We start from the raw sequence: 16,690 nt of genomic DNA on the forward strand, positions 1-16,690 counted from the left end.
GTCTCGGCCAGGCCCGAAACCTAGCCCGGCGGCGTAAACCTCTCGTTAACCGGGCGAGCCGATCAGCCTTTGAGCGCCTTCAGAATGGTCGCGGCGGCCCTGAAATCCACCAGGCGAGCGGCGCGGCGGGCCGCGACTTCCTCGTCCAGGCCCCATTTTTCGATATTCCAGTCCTCATCGACATGGGCCGCGGTCCAGACCTGCTCCGCGTCCAGCACCCCGCGCAGCAGTGCCAGCGCCAGCAGCGCCGAACCGGTCAAGGTCGTCACCACATGGAGTGCTGCGACCTGCCAGGGGTCGGCCGGAAACACCGCCCGCGTCGCCTTGATCGCCTGCTCCGGTTGGGTGACATGCACGATGCCTTCAGAGAGGATGAAATGGGCGCCAAGCTGGGTCGCAGCCCAGGACAGCACCGGGTCCCACCGCGCGGCCTCCCTTGCCACCAGCGCCTCGGGATGGCCGGCGCGGTAGAACAGCAGATCGGTGCCGAGGTATTTCGCGGCGTCCTCGGCCACCGCATCGACGCGGTCGCCGACTTCGGCGACGCTATTGGCGAAGCGCGTCAGCGGCATGGTCAGGGGATCGATGGTCTCGCTCTGCGCCTCCCATTCCGCCGCGATCGCCTCGGCAATCTCGCGGCTGGGCGCAACGACATGGCGTCCGGAAGGCGAGCGGATCCGCTTGCCGTCGAGCGTCACGGCAAAGCCGCCCTCCGCCTCGGCAACGCCTGCGGTCTTGTAAAAACGCTTGCGCTGCGGGTTACGTGTGGCGCGCCGCACCGCCTCCTCCGGATCGAGCTGAGACTGTCCGGCGACCTCGTCGAATAGTTCACGCATGGGTTTTCGGCTTCCGGAGGAAGGTGATAATCTAGCCCTCACAATACGATATCGGTCGGTGCAAAGAAAGCTGATGAGGCCGTTGAAGCGTTTTGTGATTCTTGGCCTGCTGGCCTGCCTTGGCGGCGCGCGGGCCGAGGCCGGGTTCCGGTCGCCGGAATCGCTGGTCCGCAACGTCTATGCTTATTACGGCAACGGCGCCTCGGAACTCTCCAAGGGCCTGCCGCGCGACCCCGAGACCGCACGCCAGTTCTTCGACCCAGGCCTGCGCGATGCGTGGACCGCCCCGCGCGATCCGCCCTATGATTTTCTGGTTCAAAGCCCGACCTGGAAGCTGGGTCCGGTTTCGACCGCGATCCTGCGCAAGCAATTCGACAAGACCTATGTCGCCGTCAGCTTCGACAACCACGGCCGGGCCATCACGCTGAATTTCATCGTCGTCAACGGCCCCGACGGCTGGGTGATCTCGGACGTCGAAAGCCCGCATGACTCCCTGCGGCTGTTCCTCGACCAGTTCCGGCGCTGACGGACGAGAAGCTGTTGCGTCCGCGCTATTCCTCCGGCGCGTTCTCGATCGGATCGAACCGGTCGGCTTCCAGCCCGAGCAGGTTCCAGGATTGCAGCATGTGCGGCGGCAACGGCGCGGTCGCGTCGATCACGCCGCCGCGCGGATGCGGGATCACGATCCGGCGCGCCAGCAGATGCAGGCGCTTCTGCAGGCCGCCCGGCAAATCCCAGTTCTCCTTGTTGAAATATTTGGGATCACCGATAATGGCATGATCGATATGCGCCATATGCGCGCGCAGTTGATGGGTTCGCCCGGTCACCGGCTTCAGCGACACCCAGGCGAGTTTCTGCGCCGAGGTTTCGACGACAGCGTAATAGGTCACCGCGTGGCTCGCCCCCTCGTCGCCGTGCTTGGCGATCCGCATGATGGTGTCGTCTTCGCTCTCTTCCTTTGCGAGGTAGGTCGAGATGCGGCCCTGCTTCGGCTTCGGCACGCCGGCGACCAGCGCCCAGTAGATTTTTCGCGCCGAGCGGTGACGGAACGAGCCGGTCAAGGCCGTTGCGGCGAAGCGCGTCTTGGCGATCAGGAGACAGCCCGCGGTTTCCTTGTCGAGCCGGTGCACCAAACGCGGTTTTTGCCCCTTGGCATCGCGCATCACTTCCAGCATGTCGTCGACGTTGCGCGTGATGCCGGAGCCGCCCTGCACCGCCAGCCCTGCGGGCTTGTTCAGCACCATGACGTCGGCGTCCTCGAACAGGATCATGTCCTTGAGCGCCTGCAGCGTCTTGGTGCCGGCTTCCGAGAGCTGGCCGGCGGCCTTCGGCGTGTCGAGCTTGAGCGGCGGAATGCGAATGCTCTGCCCCTCCTCGATCCGGTCCTTGCTGTCGGCGCGCTTGCCGTTGACGCGCAACTCGCCTTTACGGACGATGCGCTGGATATGGGAGAACGACAGGCCGGGAAAACGCGCTTCGAGAAAGCGATCGACCCGCATGTTGTTCTCGTCCGCCGTCACGACGACGGTCTGGACCTTTGTCGGCAGCGGCGGCGGCTCGACGACGACCTTCTCGGGCTCCGCCACAAACGGCTTCGGCGCGCGGGGCGCAGCAGGCGGGGACCGCGGCGGCGCCTTGCCGCCGGCCCGGTGCGGGGGCCGCTCGGCCTGCGAGCCCCGATACGGACGAGCGCCCTTGGGGCGATCGCCCGCCGGGCGGAGAGGTCTCTTGACGCGACGGCTCATGGTGGGTGCGGCTCCGGCCAAAGCGTTTTCGAGCGAAATGTGCAGCGGTTCGCATGAAGAAAACGCGTCAAAACTAAAGGATCTAAGCCGTTGGGTAGCCCAAATGTCGCGAATCGTCACGGTGAAATCAGTACAATTCAGCCTTGGGATCAGCCTCGGGATCGGTCATGCTGGGCCAAACAGACAGAAAACACGGGGGGCTGGAGATGGCGCTGGTAAAATCGGGCTTGGCGGTGATGGCGGCGCTGGTGGCAGGCTCCGCGTGGGCGCAGCAGCCCCCGATGCCGGAGGATGTGGCCTGGAAACTGCTGGAAATCGGCCGCGTCATCGACCCGCCCAAGACCGCCGCACTTTATGTGCCGATGCAGCAGCAGGAGCCGTATCAGGGCGTCAAGACCGAGCGGGACGTCAAATACGGCCCGGACGATCGACACTTGCTCGACGTCTTCACGCCGGAGGCGAATTCAGCCGCGCGGCCGGTGCTGATTTTCATCCATGGCGGCGGCTTCCTCGCCGGCAACAAGCGCGGGCCCGGCAGCCCGTTCTACGACAACGTCATGCTGTGGGCGGTGAAGACCGGCTTTGTCGGCGTCAACGCCACCTACCGGCTGGCGCCGCAGTCGCCCTGGCCGGCGGGCTCCGAAGACGTCGCCGCCGTCGTCGCCTGGGTCGCCGGCCAGATCGGCGCGCGCGGCGGCGATCCTGCGCGTATCTATCTGATGGGGCATTCGGCCGGCGCGATCCATGTCGCCAATTACGTCTCGCATCCCGAATTCTACAAAGTGAAAGATGGCGGCCTCGCCGGCGCGGTGATGGTGTCGGGTCTCTATGAGCTGGGTAAGGCGCCGCTCGGCGCTGGCGAGATCGCCTACTACGGCTCCGACCCCTCGCGCTATGCCGAACGTTCCGCGTTGGCCGGCCTGCTTGCGACGAAAACGCCGCTGATGATCGCGTCCGCCGAACTCGACCCGCCCCGCTTTGTCGAAGAGTTCGAGCTCTTGAAGCAGGCGAGTTGCAAACGGCCGAGCGGTTGCGCGCACGCGACGATGCTGCCGCAGCACAGCCACATGTCGGAAGCGTATGCGATCAACACTTCGGATACGCGGTTGACGGATGAGATATTGGCGTTTGTGAAGACGGGGAAGTAGCGGCCTTCGAGGCCGGGCATGACGGAGTGGATGACAGCAGCTAACCGCCCCGCTCTCTTCGCAACTTCGCCCAATAATCCAGCCTTTTGCGGATCTCACGCTCGAAACCGCGGTCGGGCGGGTCGTAAAAGGTCTGTCGCCCCAGCGCTTCCGGGAAGTAATCCTGGCCGGAGAACGCGTCCGGCGCGTCGTGGTCGTATTCGTAGCCGCCGCCATAGCCTTCCTGCTTCATCAGCTTGGTCGGCGAGTTCAGAATGTGTTTCGGCGGCAGCAGCGAACCGCCCTCCTTGGCCGCGCGCATCGCCGCCCCAAACGCCTTGTAGGCGGCGTTGGATTTCGGCGCGGTAGCGAGATAGATCACGGCCTGCGCGATCGCAAGTTCGCCTTCGGGATGGCCGAGAAAATCATAGGCGTCCTTGGCGGCGTTGCAGATCACCAGCGCCTGCGGATCGGCGAGACCGATGTCCTCGACCGCCATCCGCACCACGCGGCGCGCCAGGAACAGCGGGTCCTCGCCGGCATCCATCATGCGCGCGAGATAGTACAGCGCCGCATCGGGATCGGAGCCGCGCACCGATTTATGCAATGCCGAGATCAGGTTGTAATGTCCGTCGGCGGACTTGTCGTAGATCGGCGCCCGGCGCTGCAGGATGTCCTGCAACTGCTCGGCGTTGAACACTTCGTCCTTGCGCGCGGCACGCCAGACTTCTTCGGCGAGCGTCAAGGCGGCGCGGCCGTCGCCGTCGGCCATCCGCACCAGCACGGCGCGCGCTTCGGCATCGAGCGGCAGTTTTTTGCCCTCGACCTTTTCGGCGTGGGCGTAGAGCTGTTCGACCGCGAGCGGATCGAGCGAATGAAACACCAGCACGCGCGCCCGCGACAGCAAGGCGGCGTTGAGCTCGAACGACGGGTTTTCGGTGGTGGCGCCGACCAGCACCACGGTGCCGTCTTCCATCACGGGCAGAAACGAATCCTGCTGCGCGCGGTTGAAACGATGCACCTCGTCGACAAACAACAATGTGCCCTTGCCCATCTCGCGGCGGGCACGGGCGGCGTCGAACACCTTTTTCAGGTCGGCGACGCCGGAAAACACCGCCGAGATCTGCTCGAAATGCAGTTCGGTGGCATCCGCCAGCAGCCGCGCCACCGTGGTCTTGCCGGTGCCGGGCGGTCCCCAGAACACCAGCGAGCCCAGCGTGCGCGTCTCCAGCATCCGCGTCAGCGCGCCGTCCGGGCCGAGGATGTGGTCCTGACCGACGACGTCGGACAGCGCCTGCGGGCGCAACCGGTCCGGCAACGGCCGCGGCGCGTCCTGCTCCATCCCCGCCGCGGCGAAGAGATTGACCGCCTCGCGGGGCTGTTTCGGGCTCATCCGCCCAGCGTCACGTTGATCTGCTGGCCGCCGCGTACCACGGTGATGCGCCAGAGCCTGGACGCCACTTTCGACGCCTTGTCGAGATCGCTGGTCTTGGTGATCTTCTGGTTGTTGACCGCGAGAATGATGTCGCCCTTCTGGAATCCGACGCTGGCGGCGGTGCCGCCATCCTCGAGATCGATCACCACGACACCTTCGGTCTGCGAATCCAGGTGCAGCTCATCGGCGACTGCCGGCGAAATGTTGGCTACCTTGGCGCCCTGGAACGGCGAGCGCGCAGAGAGCGTGATTTCGTCACGGTTGGTATCGGGCGCGGTTTCCAGCGGCACCGTCAGTTTCACGGTCTTGCCGGCGCGCTGCACGTCGATCTGCGCGTTACCGCCCAGCGGGCGGGTGGCGAAGCGATAGTCGAACGCGTTGGGATCGTCGATCGCCTGCCCTTCGATCCCGACGATCAGGTCGGACAGTTTCAGGCCAGCACGCGCCGCCGGGCTGTTCGGCGCGACATTGGCGACCAGGGCGCCATTCGGCAGCTTCAGCCCCAGCGTCTCGGCGATTTCAGGCGTCACCGCCTGCAGCCGGGCGCCCAGCCACGGCCGCTTCACCGCCTTGCCGCCACCCTTGGCGGAGGCGACGACGACGCGCACCATGTTGGCCGGAATGGCGAAGCCGATGCCCTGCGAGCCGCCGGAACGCGAGAAGATCGCGGTGTTGATGCCGGCGAGCTTGCCGGTCATGTCGACCAGCGCGCCGCCGGAATTGCCGGGATTGATCGCGGCATCGGTCTGGATGAAGAACTGGTAGTCGGTGATACCGACCTGCGTGCGCGCCAGCGCCGAGATGATGCCATGCGTCACGGTCTGGCCGACGCCGAACGGGTTGCCGATCGCCAGCACGACGTCGCCGACCAGCAACTCATCCGAATTGGCGAAGTCGAGCGTCGCGAACTTCTCCTTGGTGTCTTTCAGGCGCAGCACGGCGAGATCGGTGCGGCTGTCCTTCAGCACGATCTCGGCCTCGAACTCGCGCTTGTCGGCGAGCGAGACCTTGACCTGGTCGGCGCCTTCGATGACGTGGTTGTTGGTGACGACGAGGCCGGAGGCATCGACCATCACGCCCGATCCGAGCGAACGCTGCATCTGCTCGGGCTGCTGGCCGGGGACGCCGAAGAAACGGCGGAAGATCGGATCGTCGAGCAGCGGGTTGCGGTTCTGCACGGTCTTGGCGGCGTAGACGTTCACCACCGCCGGCTGCACGCGCTGCACGATCGGGGCGTAGGACAGCCGCAGTTCGGCCGCCGACGCCGGAACGCGGCGGTCCTGGGCGCTTGCGCTGCCGCCGGAAAAGGCGAGGAAAAGGCCAATGATCGCAGCGGCGAGAGGCGGGAATCGTAACATGCAAATCCTCGGCTAAAGACCGGTGGAATATAGACTTTTAGCCGCGCCAATAAAAGGGAGGTCCGGGAGCGGCACCAGCTGCTCCCGGCTTTCTTTCAGGCCGCCTGGCTCGGCGTTTTGATCGGATCCGGCGCTGGCGCGCAGGATAATCTTTCCTGGTGCCCCTCGCCCCAGGCGCGCAGCGTGTCGATCACCGGACGCAGGCTCTCGCCGATGTCGGACAACGTGTATTCGACCCGCGGCGGGACCTCGGCATAGACCTTGCGGATCACAAGCTTGTCATCCTCGAGCGCGCGAAGCTGCTTGGTCAGCATGCGCTGGGTAATCCCCGGCATCCGCCGCCGCAGCTCCCCGAAGCGCTGGGTGCCGGCCTGCAGGTGAAACAGAATCACGCCCTTCCACTTGCCATCGATCAGATCGAGCGTTGCCTCGACCGCGCAACCGGGCCGATGGGCAAAATTCTTCCGTTTCATCGAGATTTTCTCAATAGTATACGAACAGGGACTAGTTCCCTGAATTTACAGTACTTGCCAATTTGGCGCTACCTCGACAATTACGAGGCGGGCGCAGTCGCGAGCAGATGGAGACAGGGCATGAAGGCCGTCGGATACAAAAAATCGCTCCCCATTGAGGATGCGGATTCACTGATCGATTTCGAGACTGCCAACCCGGAACCGAAGGGGCGCGACATCAGGGTCGCCGTCAAGGCGATCTCGGCCAACCCGGTCGACTACAAGGTCCGCAAGCGCGCCGCCCCGCCCGAGGGCCAAACCAAGATTCTCGGTTACGACGCCGCCGGCGTCGTCGATGTCGTCGGCCCCGACGTCACGCTGTTCAAGCCGGGCGACGAAGTGTTCTACGCCGGCTCGATCCTGCGCCAGGGCACCAATTCGGAATTCCATCTGGTCGACGAGCGTATCGTCGGCGCCAAGCCGAAGTCGCTGTCGTTCGCTCAGGCCGCAGCCCTGCCGCTGACCTCGATCACCGCCTGGGAATTGCTGTTCGATCGCCTCGGCGCCGTGCCCGGCAAGAGCGTCGATCCGCGCACGCTGTTGATCACCGGCGGTGCCGGCGGCGTCGGCTCGATCCTGATCCAGCTTGCGCGCCGCCTCACCGGGCTCACGGTGGTCGCGACCGCGACGCGGCCGGAATCGCAGAAATGGTGCCTCGATCTCGGCGCGCATGCCGTGATCGATCACGGCAAGCCGATGAAGGAGCAGATCGAGAAGCTGAAACTGCCGCCGGTAGCGCTGGTCGCCAGCCTCACCTTCACCGAACAGCACTACAAGGCGATCGCCGATTTCATGGCGCCGCAGGGCAAGTTCGGACTGATCGACGATCCCCCGGAATTCACCTTGAGCGCCTTCAAGGGCAAGGCCATTTCAGTGCACTGGGAATCGATGTTTACGCGCTCGTCGTTCCAGACGCCGGACATGATCGCCCAGCATAACCTGCTCAACGACGTCGCCGACCTCATCGACAAGGGTGTGCTGCGCACCACGCTGGACCAGACGTTCGGCACCATCAACGCCGCCAATCTCAAGCGCGCGCATGCGCTGCTGGAAAGCGGCAAGTCGCGCGGCAAGATCGTGCTGGAGGGGTGGTAGGCGCGGTCATTGCGAGGAGCGCAAGCGACGACTTGTCCGCCGTAGCTCAACGAGCGAAGGCGGAAGCAATCCATTCTATCCCTGCGCGGTGAACATGGATTGCTTCGCGGAGCCTGTCATCGGGCGCGCATTCGCGCGACCCGTTGGCTCGCAATGACGGCAACGCTGACCATCCCCAATGCCCCCAACAAAAAAGCGGCGCCCGGAGGCGCCGCTTTTGAAACCTTGATCCTGCGAAAGGCTTACGCCACTTCAGAGGCCTTTTCCTGCACCGGGCCGGAATCGAGGCCCTTGGCGTCGACGTCGCGGTCGACGAATTCGATCACGGCCATCGGCGCGTTGTCGCCGTAGCGGAAGCCGGCCTTGATGATGCGGGTGTAGCCGCCCTGGCGGTCCTTGTAGCGGGTCGCCAGCACGTCGAACAGCTTGCGGACCTGATCGAGGTCGCGCATTTCGCTGATCGCCTGGCGGCGCATCGAGAGGCCGCCCTTCTTGCCGAGGGTGACCAGCTTCTCCACGATCGGGCGCAATTCCTTGGCCTTCGGCAGCGTGGTGACGATCTGTTCGTGCTTGATCAGCGCGGCGCACATGTTGGCGAACATCGCCTTGCGATGTTCCGCGGTGCGGTTGAGCTTGCGATGAACCTTGCCGTGACGCATTGGACTATTCCTTGATTTCTCTTCGTCGCGACGGTTCGTCGGACATGTTGCTCAGGTGGGCTGCCTGCGTTCGCCCCAGTCATTCCGGGATGGTGCGTTAGCACCAGACCCGGAATCTCGAGATTCCGGGTTCGATGCTCGCGCATCGCCCCGGAATGACAATAATCAATAGTGGTCTTCGAAACGCTTGGCCAACTCGTCGATATTCTCCGGCGGCCAACCGGGCACTTCCATGCCGAGATGCAGACCCATCTGGGCCAGCACTTCCTTGATCTCGTTCAGCGACTTGCGGCCGAAGTTCGGGGTGCGGAGCATTTCCGCTTCCGACTTCTGCACGAGGTCGCCGATGTAGACGATGTTGTCGTTCTTCAGGCAGTTTGCCGAACGCACCGACAGTTCGAGTTCGTCGACCTTCTTGAGGAACGCCGGGTTGAACGCGAGATCGGGAATGATCTCCTGCGCCACTTCCTTGCGCGGCTCTTCGAAGTTAACGAACACGTTGAGCTGGTCCTGCAGGATGCGGGCGGCATAGGCCACCGAGTCTTCCGGCGTGATCGCGCCGTTGGTCTCGATCGTCATGGTCAGCTTGTCGTAGTCGAGGATCTGGCCCTCGCGGGTGTTCTCGACCTTGTAGGAGACCTTGCGCACGGGCGAGAACAGGCTGTCGACCGGGATCAGGCCGATCGGCGCGTCTTCCGGACGGTTACGCTCGGCGGCGACATAGCCCTTGCCGGACGCAACGGTGAATTCCATGCGGATTTCCGCGCCCTCGTCGAGCGTGCAGATCTGCAGGTCGGGATTGAGCACCACAACGTCGCCGACGGTCTGGATGTCACCGGCGGTGACCACGCCCGGACCGGACTTCTTGACGACCATGCGCTTGGGGCCTTCGCCCTGCATCTTGATCGAGATGTCCTTGATGTTGAGCACGATGTCGGTGACGTCTTCACGAACGCCAGCGATCGAGGAGAACTCGTGCAGCACGCCGTCGATGTGGACCGACTGCACCGCGGCACCCTGCAACGACGAGAGAAGGATGCGGCGCAGCGCGTTGCCGAGCGTCTGGCCGAAGCCGCGCTCGAGCGGTTCGGCGACGACGGTTGCAAAACGGGTCGCGTCGGTGCCAGGCGTTACCTGCAGCTTGTTCGGTCGAATCAGTTCTTGCCAATTTTTCTGGATCGTCACTTTGTCACCCATGGGCCAATCAATCTGCGTCCAGATCACTGGCGTTGGAGATCGCGGATCAGTCCGCGGCAGTCAAAATTCCAAAAGCAATCAGCGGACGGAACGTCCCCGCCCGCGATCGAATATCAAACGCGCCGGCGCTTGCGCGGACGGCAGCCATTGTGCGGGATCGTCGTCACGTCACGGATCGAAGTGACGGTGAAACCCGCCGCCTGCAGCGCGCGAAGCGCCGACTCACGGCCCGAACCCGGACCGGCAACTTCCACTTCCAGCGTGCGCATGCCGTGTTCCTGCGCCTTCTTGGAAACGTCTTCGGCCGCGACCTGCGCGGCATAAGGGGTCGACTTGCGCGAGCCCTTGAAGCCCATCGTGCCGGCCGACGACCAGGCAATGGTGTTGCCCTGCGCGTCGGTGATGGTGATGGTCGTGTTGTTGAACGACGAATTCACGTGCGCGATGCCGGATGCGATGTTCTTGCGTTCGCGGCGGCGTACGCGGGTGGCTTCCTTGCCCATTCCAAAACCTTTCCTGTGATCTCAAACGCCGCCGTAATGCCAGCGGCTACACCTAAAAACGCGAGTAGCGAATGGCGAGTAGCGAATGAAAACTATTCGCCACTCCCTATTCGCTATTCGCAAACTTACTTCTTCTTGCCGGCGATCGACTTGGCCGGGCCCTTGCGCGTGCGCGCGTTGGTGTGGGTACGCTGACCGCGCACCGGCAGACCACGACGATGGCGCAGGCCGCGATAGCAGCCGAGGTCCATCAGACGCTTGATGTTGATGCCGACTTCGCGGCGAAGGTCGCCCTCGACCAGATAGTCGCGGTCGATCACTTCGCGGATCTGCAGGACTTCCTGGTCGCTCAGCTGGCTGACACGACGATCCTCGGGGATCTTCACCTTCTCGATGATCTCGGCAGCGTTCTTCTGGCCGATACCATGGATGTACTGAAGCGCGATCAGAACGCGCTTGTTGGTCGGGATATTCACGCCGGCAATACGGGCCACGGACTTCTCTCCTGTCGCCGATCCCTCGCGGAGCGGCTTTTGTTCTGTGCTAACTCGGGCAGGTATCCGCAAACGCGAACACGACGCCCTTCCCCTCAACTTCTTCGGGGCCCGGCATCGTCAAATAACTATCCGACTTGGATGCGAGGCTTATTAAAGGATTCAACTCGGTTTCGTCAACCGTCCCTAGCGTTTAGCTCGCTTTTTCGTGACCTTTTTCGCAAGGTTCCGGACGGTGCTTTTGGCTACCTTCTTTGCCGCTTTTTTGGGCTTCTTGGCCGCGCTGGGTTTCTTCGCCGCCTTCGACTTGGCGGCTGGAGCGGCCTTGCGGCCGGTCTTCTTGGTAGCCTTTTTGGTGCCCTTGGAGGCCACCTTCCCGGCCCTCGGAGCCGTTTTGGCGACCTTCTTGGCGGTTTTGGCTGCCTTTTTGGCCGCCGGCCTGGCGGCCTTCGCTGCGGCCGCCTTGAGTTCCACCGCCCCGATCGCGGACAGTATCCGGTTGATCTCGCGAGTGACGTGCTCGATGGTCATCATGCCGTCGACCGTCAACAGCTTCCGCCGCTCCGAATAATAGTGAATCAGCGGCTCGGTCTGCGAGCGATAGCTCGCCAGCCGCTTCGACAGCACTTCCGGGGTGTCATCGATTCGCACTTCCTCGCCGCGGGCGCGCATTTCGGCGACGCGCGTCTCGACGCGGCTGAGCAGCGCGCTCTCGTTGACGCGCAGCTCGACCACGGCGTCGAGCTTGATGTGCTTGTGCTTCAGGAGGTCATCGAGCGCGGCCGCCTGCGGCACCGTGCGCGGAAAGCCGTCGAGGATGAAGCCGTTCTTCATGTCCGGCTGGTCGAGACGGTCGGAAATAATCCCGACCACGACCTCGTCCGGCACCAGCGCGCCGCTGGCCATGATGTCCTTGGCCTGCAGGCCGATCGGCGTCTCGGCTGCAACCGCCGCGCGCAACATCTCGCCGGTCGAAAGCTGGACGATACCGTACTTCTGGACCAGCCGTTGCGCCTGGGTCCCCTTGCCCGCGCCCGGCGGTCCCAAAAGGATCAATCTCATGACTATTCGCCCCCCGGCTTGGTGAGCGAACCCCCGCACACCTCGAATTGAATGTCAGACCGATCTTCAGGCCGGTCCTGGATGCCGCCGCTCAGCGGCGGCGGCCCCTGAGCTTGGACTTCCTGATCAGCCCTTCATACTGATGGGCGAGCAGATAGCCCTGCACCTGCGCCACCGTATCCATCGTCACGCTGACGACGATCAGAAGCGAGGTTCCGCCAAAGTAGAACGGCACCGAGGCGTAGGAAATCAGAATTTCGGGAATCAGGCAGACGATCGCCAGATAGATCGCACCCAATACCGTGACGCGCGACAGCACGTAGTCGATATATTCGGCGGTGCGCTCGCCCGGACGGATGCCGGGAATGAAACCGCCATGCTTCTTCAGGTTGTCCGCGGTCTCGGTCGGATTGAACACGATCGCGGTATAGAAGAACGCGAAGAACACGATCAACGCCAGGTAGAGGAACAGGAACAGCGGACGGCCGTGGCCGAGCTGGGTCGTGATCCACTGGAACCATTCCGGACCCTTGCCGGCGTTGAAGTTGGCGACCGTGGTCGGCAGCAGCAGCAGCGACGAGGCGAAGATCGGCGGGATCACGCCCGAGGTGTTGAGCTTGAGCGGCAGATGCGAGGACTGGCCCTCGAACATCTTGTTGCCGACCTGGCGCTTCGGATACTGGATCAGGAGGCGGCGCTGGGCGCGTTCCATGAAGACGATGAAGGCGATCACGGCGACCGCCATCACGATCACGACGAGAATGAGCCCGGTCGACAGCGCGCCCTGGCGGCCCAGTTCGAGCATGTTGGCGAGCGCCGAGGGCAACTCGGCGACGATGCCGGACAGAATGATCAGTGAGATGCCGTTGCCGATGCCGCGCGAGGTGATCTGCTCGCCGAGCCACATCAGGAACATGGTGCCGCCGGTCAGCGTGACCGCGGTCGAGAGACGGAAGAACAGCCCGGGATCGCTGACGACGTTGCCGGCGCCTTCGAGGCCGACCGCGATGCCGTAGGACTGGAACGCGGCGAGAATCACCGTGAGATAGCGGGTGTACTGGTTCAGCGTCTTGCGGCCGGACTCGCCTTCCTTCTTCAGCGCCTCGAGCTGCGGTGAAACCGTGGTCAAGAGCTGGATGATGATCGATGCCGAGATGTACGGCATGATGTTCAGCGCGAAGATCGCCATGCGGTGGATGCCGCCGCCGGCGAACATGTTGAACATGCCGAGGATGCCGCCGGCCTGCGAGCGGAACACCTGTTCCCAGATCGCGGGATCGATGCCGGGCAGCGGGATGTAGGTGCCGAGCCGATAAACAAGCAGCGCACCCAGTGTGAACCAGATGCGCTTCTTCAGTTCGTCGGCCTTGCCGAGCGCAGAGAAATTGAGGTTTGCCGCAAGCTGTTCTGCTGCTGAGACCATTTTCAGACTTTCTCCCGCCGCCCCTTAAGGCCGCTGTCCCCAGCGGGGACAATCGGCAGACGCCGGACATTATTTGGTGCGCGGCCTCGATAAGTCCATTGTTCTCTTGGACAGATCGCCCGCGGCAAGCGGGCGATGACGTAGATGTTACGCCGCCTCGCCGTCTTCCTTCTTGGCCGGCGCGAGGATCTTCACGGAACCGCCGGCCTTCTCGACCGCCGCGATCGCGGGCTTCGAGGCGCCATGGGCTTCGATGGTCAGCTTGGACTTGAGCTCGCCACGGCCGAGCAGCCGCAGGCCGTCCTTGGCGCGGCGCATCACGCCGGCCTTCACCAGAGACTCAATGGTGATGGTGTCCTTGGCGTCGATCAGCTTGGCATCGACGGCTTCCTGCAGTCGGTCCAGGTTGATCTCGGCGAAATCGAGCTTGAAGATGTTGGTAAAGCCGCGCTTCGGCAGACGACGATGCAGCGGCATCTGGCCGCCCTCGAAGCCCTTGATGCGCACGCCCGAACGCGCGGTCTGGCCCTTGCCGCCGCGGCCCGCAGTCTTGCCCTTGCCTGAACCGATGCCACGGCCGACGCGCATACGCTTTTTGCGCGAGCCGGCGTTGTCGGCGATATCGCTGAGCTTCATCGTTTCGTTCCTTTATCCTTGGAGCATGATCTTGACCGAAAACCGGTCCCATTTTCGGGATCACGCCCCCAGCTTATTTCTCGTCGACGACGCGAACGAGATGTTGAACCTTGGCGATCATGCCGCGAATTGCAGGGGTGTCCTGCAACTCGGTCACACGACCGATCTTGTTGAGCTTGAGGCCGATCAGCGTCGCACGCTGCGAGTGATGGCGGCGGATTGCGCTGCCGGTCTGCTCGACCTTGATCATCTTTACGGCCTTGGCCATCGTCGTAACTCCAAAAAGCGCTAAAATCGCGCCAGTTATTCCGCCACCACTTCGGCATCGCCGCCGATGCGGCGCGACTGCAGCGTGGACACCTTGATGTTGCGGCGTGCCGCCACCGAACGCGGCGAATCCTGATGCTTCAGCGCGTCGAAGGTTGCGCGAACCATGTTGTAGGGATTCGACGAGCCGATCGACTTCGCCACCACGTCCTGGATACCGAGCGTTTCGAACACCGCGCGCATCGGGCCGCCGGCGATGATGCCGGTACCGGCCGGAGCTGCACGCAGATAGACGCGGCCCGCACCGTGGCGGCCGGCGATATCGTGATGCAGCGTGCGGCCTTCGCGCAGAGCAACGCGCGTCAGGTTGCGCTTGGCCGACTCGGTCGCCTTGCGGATCGCTTCCGGCACTTCGCGCGCCTTGCCGTGGCCGAAACCGACCCGGCCCTTCTGGTCGCCGATCACGACCAGCGCCGCAAAGCCGAAGCGCTTGCCGCCCTTGACGACCTTCGCCACACGATTGATGTGGACGAGCTTGTCGACGAACTCGCTATCGCGCTCTTCCCGACCGCCCCTGTGGCCGCCACCGCCGCGTTCGCGTTCACCTGCCATGGTGTTTTCCAATCCTTGAAAGACTTGCGTCTTTGTCGTTGTGTCCGTTCAATTCCAAAACCTTAGAAGCTCAATCCGCTCTCGCGGGCCGCATCCGCGAGCGCCTTGACGCGCCCGTGATAGAGGTAGCCGCCGCGATCGAAAATCACTTCCTTGACACCGTTCTTCACGGCGCGTTCCGCCAGCAGCTTGCCGACGGCCTTGGCCGCATCGATGTTGGCGCCGGTGTTGCCGGTTTCGCGCATCGCCTTTTCCAGCGACGACGCTGAAGCCAGCGTCTCGCCCTTCAGGTCGTCGATGACCTGCGCATAGATGTGCTTCGACGAACGGAACACGGACAGACGCGGGCGCCCGTTGGCGGACCGGCGTAGCGAGTTGCGCACTCGCTGCTTGCGCCGGGCATTCGTTACCTTGAGTGACATGACCGGCTCCGTTACTTCTTCTTGCCTTCCTTGCGGAAGATGAATTCGTTGGCGTACTTCACGCCCTTGCCCTTGTAGGGCTCCGGCGGACGGTAGGCGCGGATCTCGGCGGCGACCTGGCCGACACGCTGCGAGTCGGTGCCCGTGATCGTGATTTCGGTCGGCTTCGGCACCACAATGGTGATGCCTTCCGGGATCGCGTAGACGACATCGTGGCTGTAGCCGAGCGCGAGCTGCAGGTTCTTGCCCTGCAGCGCGGCGCGGTAACCGACGCCGGTGATCTCGAGCTTCTTCTCGAAGCCCTTGGTGACGCCTTCGACCAGGTTGGCGACCTGCGCGCGCGCAGTGCCGTACATGGCCTGGGCGCGGTTGGTCTTCAGCCGCGGCGCGACCTTGACCGCGCCGTCCTCGAACTTCACCTCAACGTCGTCATGCACGACGAACTGAAGCTGGCCCTTCGGCCCCTTCATCTTGACCGTCTGCCCTTCGACGTTCGCCGTCACACCGGACGGGATCGCCACAGGCCGTTTGCCAACACGTGACATGGCTCAAATCCTTCCTCAGAACACCGTGAAGAGAACTTCGCCGCCCACGTTCGCGTCACGCGCTTCGTGGTCAGCCATGATTCCCTTTGGTGTCGACAAAACCGAAATACCGAGACCGTTGTTGACGCGCGGCAGGTTCTTCACCGAGGCGTAAACCCGACGGCCCGGCTTGGAGACGCGCTCGATCTCGCGAATGACGGGCTCGCCGTCGAAATACTTCAGCTCGATCTCGAGCTCGCTGCGGCCGGACGAATGTTCGACGCTGGCGTAGCCACGGATGTAGCCTTCGCTCTTCAGCACTTCGAGCACGCTGGCGCGCATCTTCGAGCCCGGGGTCGAGACCTTGGACTTGGCACGCATCTGCGCGTTGCGGATGCGGGTGATGAGATCGCTGATCGGATCGTGCGTTGACATCTGACGCCCCCCTTTACCAGCTCGACTTCACGAGCCCGGGAACCAGGCCCTTGGAGCCGAGTTCACGCAGCGCGATGCGGCTGAGCTTGTTCTTGCGATAGACCGAACGCGGACGGCCGGTCAGTTCGCAGCGGTTGCGGATCCGGGTTGCCGACGAATTGCGCGGCATCTCGGACAGCTTCAGGGTCGCGGCGAACCGCTCTTCCATCGGCTTGGTCTTGTCGGCGATGATCGCCTTCAGCCGCGCGCGCGCCGGAGCGGCGTTCTTGGTCATCCGCTTGCGCCGGTTGTTCTTCTCGATCGAACTCTTCTTTGCCATGCTTGGCTCCTGGGTTTCCGCGTTTGAGA

At 63.6% G+C, this 16,690-nt stretch carries 21 protein-coding genes; 3 read left to right on the plus strand and 18 right to left on the minus strand.

Annotation, left to right across the window (positions count from 1 at the left end; genetic code table 11):
• Positions 1-62 precede the first annotated feature (62 nt).
• Positions 63-836 (minus strand): ATP12 family chaperone protein, encoded by a 774-nt coding sequence (locus tag FFI89_RS20410; protein WP_138829477.1) that lies wholly within the window; start codon positions 834-836, stop codon positions 63-65.
• Positions 837-909: 73 nt separating this feature from the next.
• Here FFI89_RS20410 and FFI89_RS20415 point away from each other — a divergent pair, with 73 nt between their 5' ends.
• Complete coding sequence (locus tag FFI89_RS20415) at positions 910-1,362, plus strand: hypothetical protein (RefSeq protein WP_138829478.1); 453 nt, start codon at positions 910-912, stop codon at positions 1,360-1,362.
• Positions 1,363-1,387: 25 nt separating this feature from the next.
• Here FFI89_RS20415 and FFI89_RS20420 read toward each other — a convergent pair whose 3' ends face one another.
• A complete protein-coding gene (locus tag FFI89_RS20420) occupies positions 1,388-2,581 on the minus strand; it encodes an RluA family pseudouridine synthase (RefSeq protein WP_138829479.1) in 1,194 nt (397 codons plus the stop codon).
• A 206-nt stretch (positions 2,582-2,787) separates the two neighbouring features.
• Here FFI89_RS20420 and FFI89_RS20425 point away from each other — a divergent pair, with 206 nt between their 5' ends.
• Positions 2,788-3,729, plus strand: coding sequence for an alpha/beta hydrolase (locus FFI89_RS20425; protein WP_138829480.1), 942 nt, complete (start codon positions 2,788-2,790; stop codon positions 3,727-3,729).
• Between the two features lie 40 nt (positions 3,730-3,769).
• Here the strand turns inward: FFI89_RS20425 and FFI89_RS20430 are convergent, their stop codons facing one another.
• From FFI89_RS20430 to FFI89_RS20440, 3 genes are all read right to left on the minus strand, one after another.
• Complete coding sequence (locus FFI89_RS20430) at positions 3,770-5,101, minus strand: replication-associated recombination protein A (protein ID WP_138829481.1); 1,332 nt, start codon at positions 5,099-5,101, stop codon at positions 3,770-3,772.
• Positions 5,098-6,501, minus strand: a complete 1,404-nt coding sequence (locus FFI89_RS20435) for a DegQ family serine endoprotease (protein WP_246669201.1) — start codon at positions 6,499-6,501, stop codon at positions 5,098-5,100. The genes FFI89_RS20430 and FFI89_RS20435 overlap by 4 nt, the downstream gene beginning before the upstream one ends.
• A 95-nt stretch (positions 6,502-6,596) precedes the next feature.
• Positions 6,597-6,974 (minus strand): helix-turn-helix domain-containing protein, encoded by a 378-nt coding sequence (locus tag FFI89_RS20440; protein ID WP_138829482.1) that lies wholly within the window; start codon positions 6,972-6,974, stop codon positions 6,597-6,599.
• 120 nt (positions 6,975-7,094) lie between these two features.
• Here FFI89_RS20440 and FFI89_RS20445 point away from each other — a divergent pair, with 120 nt between their 5' ends.
• Positions 7,095-8,108 (plus strand): zinc-binding alcohol dehydrogenase family protein, encoded by a 1,014-nt coding sequence (locus tag FFI89_RS20445; RefSeq protein WP_138829483.1) that lies wholly within the window; start codon positions 7,095-7,097, stop codon positions 8,106-8,108.
• Between the two features lie 242 nt (positions 8,109-8,350).
• Here FFI89_RS20445 and rplQ read toward each other — a convergent pair whose 3' ends face one another.
• The 13 genes from rplQ to rpsN all read right to left on the minus strand — a co-directional run bounded on the left by rplQ (position 8,351) and on the right by rpsN (position 16,661).
• Complete coding sequence (gene rplQ, locus FFI89_RS20450; protein ID WP_138829484.1) at positions 8,351-8,767, minus strand: 50S ribosomal protein L17; 417 nt, start codon at positions 8,765-8,767, stop codon at positions 8,351-8,353.
• Positions 8,768-8,932: 165 nt separating this feature from the next.
• Positions 8,933-9,964 (minus strand): DNA-directed RNA polymerase subunit alpha, encoded by a 1,032-nt coding sequence (locus FFI89_RS20455; protein ID WP_074832144.1) that lies wholly within the window; start codon positions 9,962-9,964, stop codon positions 8,933-8,935.
• 113 nt (positions 9,965-10,077) lie between these two features.
• Positions 10,078-10,467 carry a 30S ribosomal protein S11 gene (gene rpsK, locus FFI89_RS20460; RefSeq protein WP_006021048.1) on the minus strand — a complete coding sequence of 130 codons (390 nt, stop codon included), beginning with the start codon at positions 10,465-10,467 and terminating at the stop codon, positions 10,078-10,080.
• Between the two features lie 125 nt (positions 10,468-10,592).
• The gene (gene rpsM / locus FFI89_RS20465) at positions 10,593-10,961 is read right to left on the minus strand and encodes a 30S ribosomal protein S13 (RefSeq protein WP_027536799.1); all 369 of its coding nucleotides are present in this window, start codon (positions 10,959-10,961) and stop codon (positions 10,593-10,595) included.
• A 186-nt stretch (positions 10,962-11,147) separates the two neighbouring features.
• The gene (locus FFI89_RS20470) at positions 11,148-12,023 is read right to left on the minus strand and encodes an adenylate kinase (protein ID WP_138829485.1); all 876 of its coding nucleotides are present in this window, start codon (positions 12,021-12,023) and stop codon (positions 11,148-11,150) included.
• Positions 12,024-12,114: 91 nt separating this feature from the next.
• The gene (secY, locus tag FFI89_RS20475) at positions 12,115-13,446 is read right to left on the minus strand and encodes a preprotein translocase subunit SecY (protein WP_074828514.1); all 1,332 of its coding nucleotides are present in this window, start codon (positions 13,444-13,446) and stop codon (positions 12,115-12,117) included.
• Between the two features lie 147 nt (positions 13,447-13,593).
• Positions 13,594-14,082, minus strand: coding sequence for a 50S ribosomal protein L15 (gene rplO / locus FFI89_RS20480; protein WP_138829486.1), 489 nt, complete (start codon positions 14,080-14,082; stop codon positions 13,594-13,596).
• 73 nt (positions 14,083-14,155) lie between these two features.
• The gene (gene rpmD, locus FFI89_RS20485; protein WP_138829487.1) at positions 14,156-14,350 is read right to left on the minus strand and encodes a 50S ribosomal protein L30; all 195 of its coding nucleotides are present in this window, start codon (positions 14,348-14,350) and stop codon (positions 14,156-14,158) included.
• Between the two features lie 35 nt (positions 14,351-14,385).
• Complete coding sequence (rpsE, locus tag FFI89_RS20490) at positions 14,386-14,961, minus strand: 30S ribosomal protein S5 (protein WP_092516570.1); 576 nt, start codon at positions 14,959-14,961, stop codon at positions 14,386-14,388.
• A gap of 62 nt (positions 14,962-15,023) precedes the next feature.
• On the minus strand, positions 15,024-15,383 hold the full coding sequence (gene rplR / locus FFI89_RS20495) for a 50S ribosomal protein L18 (RefSeq protein WP_027536805.1): 360 nt from the start codon (positions 15,381-15,383) through the stop codon (positions 15,024-15,026).
• 11 nt (positions 15,384-15,394) lie between these two features.
• Complete coding sequence (gene rplF, locus FFI89_RS20500) at positions 15,395-15,928, minus strand: 50S ribosomal protein L6 (RefSeq protein ID WP_074828506.1); 534 nt, start codon at positions 15,926-15,928, stop codon at positions 15,395-15,397.
• Between the two features lie 15 nt (positions 15,929-15,943).
• The gene (rpsH, locus tag FFI89_RS20505) at positions 15,944-16,342 is read right to left on the minus strand and encodes a 30S ribosomal protein S8 (RefSeq protein WP_138829488.1); all 399 of its coding nucleotides are present in this window, start codon (positions 16,340-16,342) and stop codon (positions 15,944-15,946) included.
• A gap of 13 nt (positions 16,343-16,355) precedes the next feature.
• Complete coding sequence (gene rpsN / locus FFI89_RS20510; protein WP_074828504.1) at positions 16,356-16,661, minus strand: 30S ribosomal protein S14; 306 nt, start codon at positions 16,659-16,661, stop codon at positions 16,356-16,358.
• Positions 16,662-16,690 lie beyond the last annotated feature (29 nt).

This window comes from Bradyrhizobium sp. KBS0727 (assembly GCF_005937885.2).
GTDB lineage: Bacteria > Pseudomonadota > Alphaproteobacteria > Rhizobiales > Xanthobacteraceae > Bradyrhizobium.